General features: G+C 69.8%; 3 protein-coding genes. All 3 read right to left on the bottom strand.

Annotated elements, in window-relative coordinates; all coding sequences use genetic code 11:
• Positions 1–193: 193 nt before the first annotated feature.
• Complete coding sequence (locus VLF18_RS08430; RefSeq protein ID WP_325279183.1) at positions 194–1,849, bottom strand: tail fiber domain-containing protein; 1,656 nt, start codon at positions 1,847–1,849, stop codon at positions 194–196.
• 167 nt (positions 1,850–2,016) lie between these two features.
• On the bottom strand, positions 2,017–2,955 hold the full coding sequence (locus tag VLF18_RS08425) for an alpha/beta hydrolase (protein WP_325279182.1): 939 nt from the start codon (positions 2,953–2,955) through the stop codon (positions 2,017–2,019).
• A gap of 483 nt (positions 2,956–3,438) precedes the next feature.
• Positions 3,439–4,701: lanthionine synthetase LanC family protein (locus VLF18_RS08420; RefSeq protein WP_325279181.1), on the bottom strand; the 1,263-nt coding region annotated here is incomplete at its 5' end.

Here is a 4,701-nt window from a genome sequence, read left to right as displayed (position 1 = left end):
CAGCCGGATCGGCGGCGACGCGGTCACGCGCGTCTACGGCTGCACGGACTGCCGCGCCGATGAATCCGCGACGTTCGAGCTGCGCGTGCTGACGCAGTATTTCAGCGATACCGACATCGTGGTGTTCTGAACGCGGCGATCGATCAAAAAAAACCGCCCCGTGAGGGGCGGTCCAAGAGTCACCCTGAATCGGTCAGAGACCGGTCGCGACGGTCTTTTCTTCGCAGCGGCCGGCGGCGAACGACGCCGGAATCGCCTGGGCTTCGGCGTTCTGCTTCGCGGCGATCTGCTGGGTCAGCGCGTCGAGGCGTTCGAGGCGCGATTCCAGGTCGGCGATGCGGCGGTCGCGTTCGGCGAGTTCCTTCTGCAGGCCCTGCACGGCGGCGAGTGCTACGCCCGACGTGTCGAGCGGCGCGATGCGGTCGTCGCGTTCGCCGAGGCCGAAGACCTTGTGGAAATCCTGCGCCATCGGGCCGATGTGGCGGACGTCGTCCTTTTCGTATTTGAAGTTCCACTCGGTGATGTCGAGCGCGGCGATCTTCTGCAGCAGCGACTTGTGGTCGAGCGTGCGGAAGTTTTCCTTGCTGTTGCGATCGGAGTTCTGCGTCAGCGTGCCGGCGATCGTGACGTTGCCGGTCGGGAAGATCGTCATCGCGACCGTGGCCGAGCCGGCCGGCGTCATGCGGAAATCCGCATCGTGGGCGTTGAGGCTCCACTCGTTGCTGGTGTTCGTGTTCTTCAGGCGCAGCCGCGTCGGGCCTTTGTTTTCCAGGCGCAGCAGATCGCGTCCGGCGGCGGTCGCGTTGTTTTCCTGTACGAGCAACTGCGTCGTCGTCCCGTCGCTGCCGACGGCATGCAGGCGCGCGGTGGGCGAGGCCGTGCCGAAGCCGACGAGGCCTGCGGAGTTGATGTCGAGCGAGCTCGTCGGTGCGCCCGGGCGGATGCGCAGCGACAGCTTGCTGCCGCCGGTCACGTCGCGGATGAAGAAGTTCGCTTCGTTGCCGGCCACGTCCCAGGTCTGCGGCGTGAAGCCGCCGGCGCCGGTCTGTTCGAGGCGCAGTGCCGGCGTATCGCTGTCGGTCACATGCAGGTCGAGCACCGGGGTGGACGTGCGGAAGCCGACGCGGCCGGTGGAGTCGACGAAGATCGCGTTGCTCGGCGCGCCGCCGGTCACCGTGAACGGAATCGTTGCGGCAGTGACGTCTTCGATCGAGAAGCGGTTCGCACCGCCCGAGGCGCTGTCGTTCGCGGTGAGCTGCCAGTCGGTCGTCGGGAACGCGCCGACCGACGTGTCCTCGAACTTGATGCGCAGGTTGTTTTCCTTGAGGCGGATCGTGTCGAAGCCGAAGCTTTCATTGTTGACGCAGTCAAAGCCGAAGCAGCCGCTGCCCTGCACGATGAGGTCGTCGGGAATGACCTGGTCGTTCGGCACCGGCGAGGCGTTCTGGCCGTTGTCCTGGCGCGCGGCGAACACGCCGTCGGCGACCTGGACCACGCCGCCGCGGGCGGTGAAGCTGCCGGATTCGCTGTGCTGCGGCGCGGCCGCGCGCTCGGCGTCGCCGTCATTGCGGCGCTGCGTGGTCGCCGCTACTGCGATGAGCTCGTATCGATAGTCGCCGTCGACCCAGCCGCTGGCCGGCGCGTCCACCGCGACATTCTGGCCGGCCGCGAAGGTGCGTTCGAACAGGAATCCGGCCGGACCGGTCACGCGCAGCTGATAGGCCGGGGCCTGCATCGCCGGAGCGAGCCGGACGCTGTCGCCGGCGGCAAAGGCGGGTCCGGCCAGCAGGCCGAGCGCGACGGTGAGGGCTGCGGCGACGGCGCGCCGTTTGGAAACGAGGTTTGCCATGGTTTTCTCCCGATCGGAAGCGGCGCCTTTTCGGTCTCTCCAGACCGGGGGCGGGCACCGCCGATTTCCCCTGTACAACCTTGTAGCGCACTTTTGCCTTCAGGCCGATCATGCGCTCGGCCTACGGAAAACGCCCAGTCCTGCGCGAGGCGAACACGCTACCGGGCTCAGCGCGGAGGCAATGCCCAGCGCAGGCCGCGTGTAATCGCGACCGGATAGGCGCCCAGGTGGTCTTCCTCGGGCACGACGGTCGAAGCGATCTGCAGGCCCGCGTAGCGATGCGCGCGCAGTTGCGTCTCGAACGCGCGCAGGTCCGCGATCATGTCTTCGCGCAGGTTGTAGCGCGGATCCTTCGACCCGGGTTTCACGGTCTCGTAGCTGCCGATCGCGAAAAACACCTTGGCCGGCAGGTCGTCGTGCGATGCCGCGTAGTCGCGTTCGCGCGCGAGCATCACGCGGTCGTCGTACCAGAGCGAGGGGCTGCTGAGGATGTAGCGTTCGAACATGCGCGGCTCGGTCAGCAGCACGTGCGTGCCGAACAGCGCGCCGTAGGAATGTCCGGCGAAGATCCGCCGCGCCGGATCGGTGCGGTAGTGCGATTCGACGAACGGAAACACGTCGTCGGCGACGAAACGCCGATAGGCTTCGGCTTCGCCATGCAGCGGCGGGCGGCCCGATTCCTCGGGCTTCGCGTCGCGCGGTCCGTTCGCGGTCGGCGTGTAGTCGCGGCGCCGGCTGTAGGGCGGGCTGTCGCCGTCGGCGTAGCCGAGTCCGACGAGGATGAAATCCTCGAGGCCCGCGCCCTTGTCGCCGACCATCGCTCCGATGCTGCGCACGAGCGGAAAAGCGTAGTTGACATCGGTGACGAACAGCACCGGATAGCGTCGCGCCGGATCGCGCGCGTAGCTGCGCGGCAGGCTCACGAGCAGCGGATAACTGCGCCCGAGCCGCTCGGCGCGCAGCGTGTGCACTTCGGTGCTGACGAGCGTGTAGGGCGGAGGTGCCTGATCGACGGTTTCCGCCGGTGCGGCTTCCGCGGTGACCGGCGCAACCGCGGCCGGCGGTTCGGTCTGCGGCGGCGAAGCGATGCGGCAGGCGCCGAGCATCAGTGTTGCTGCGAGAACAAGGGAACGGAGCGCGCGCGGCATGCGGAAACAGGGTCGGACGAGGGGCGCGGATTGTAGGGGGATGGAGCGGATGTGTCTTTTGCGATTCCCGATTCCCGGTCTTTTCCGTCACCGCGCGCCCGCAGGTTCCTCAGGCAACGGCAACATCTGCGGATTGCGCGGCTTCCAGTCCGGTGACGGCACGCGCGCGACTCCCGCGCGGTCGGCGGCGCGCAGCCATGCCTCCCATTCGCCGTAGCGCGCGAGGTCCTGCTGCAGCCGTTCGTCGTCGGCGGTGACGGCCGTCGATCTGTTCCGACAGCCAGACGTACTGGCGACGGTAGTCGAGCGCCATGCGTGCGACCGCTTCGCCGCGATGCAGGCGGCGCACGATCGCGCCGGCGATCATGCGCGAAAGAATCGACGCATTCGGAGCGTTCAGCGCGCGCTGCGCGAACCGGCTGCAGCCGGCGCGCATTTTCTTTATTCGAATGCCAGCACGCTGCGGACTTCCGCCGGCCGCGCGGCGCGCAGCAGCGCAAAACCCAGCCCGGCCGTGCCGGCGAACAGCGACGGCGTCAGGGTCGAGTACTGGCTGGCCGGCGTGTGCTTCGCGAGCAGCGCGGTACTGCGTCCGGCCAGTGCGCGCAACGCCGCGTCGGGCGCGTCGGCGGCGACGTGCAGCAGCGCGTCGACGGCGCCCGGCGTGCCGCAGCAAAGGCCCGGCGACACCTCGGCGACGACGTCGCCGTCGGCGGCCGCACAGGCCGCCTGCACGTGACCGGCGCAGAACGGGCAGTCCAGCGCCTGCGCGACCGCGTGGCGCGCGAGCAACGCGCCGGAGCGCCCGTTGCACCAGGCCCAGGTCGTCAGCTGTTCGCTGCTGTCTTCGTCGAGGCGCGCATCGCGCCAGCCGTGTTCCGCGGCGAGCCAGAACGTGTCGTCGTAGCGCAGTGCCGATTGCGCGAGTTCGGCGCCTTCGCAGGCGCCGCGCGCGCGCGCCCAGCGCGCGAGCGCCATCGCGATGCCCGCCGTTCCGTGGCTGACGTTCGGCATGAAGCGGCCCTGCGGCGCGGGCCAGCTCGTGCCGTCGCCGTCGGTGCGCGCGCGTGCGACGAGCTGCAGCGCGATCGTGTCGACGACGGCGTCGAGCAGCGCATCGCCGCAGCGCGTGCTCAGCGCGAGCAGAGCGAGCAGCAGGCCGCTGCGTCCGTACAGCACTTCGTCGAGCCCGTCGGCCGCGGCGACGTCGCATGCATGCGCGAGCGCGAGCCGGCGCGCGAGCGCGAGCAGGTCGCCGCCGCCGCCGGCATCGGCGACGCGCACGAGCGCATAGATCAATCCGCCGAGGCCGCGGCCGACGCCGCCGCTGCGCCTGAGGCTCTGCGGCGTTTCGCCGCGCAGCAGCGGATCGAACACGCGGCGTGCGAGTGCGAGCCAGTGCGGATCGCCGCCGGCACGCGCGGCTTCGGCGAGAAACACGGCCGTGCCGGCCGCGCCTTCGTACAGCGATTCGCGGTCGGCATGCACCATGGTCGCGCCGAAACCCGGCGCGTAGCTCGCGAACGTCCAGGGCGGCGCGTCCGCGTCGTCCGATGCCGCCGCGGCGAGCAGTCCGGCCACGGCGAGGCCGTGTGCGAGCAGCGACGGCGCATCGGTCGCGCGCGACAGGCAGGCGAGCAGCGGCCGTTCGCGCTGCTGCAGCCGCTCGCGGATCGACGCGCTCTGCAGGCGGCAGTCTTCCGC

It is taken from the genome of Tahibacter sp., assembly GCF_035481375.1.
Lineage (GTDB): Bacteria > Pseudomonadota > Gammaproteobacteria > Xanthomonadales > Rhodanobacteraceae > Tahibacter.
This window is presented reverse-complemented; position numbering and strand designations above follow the sequence as displayed.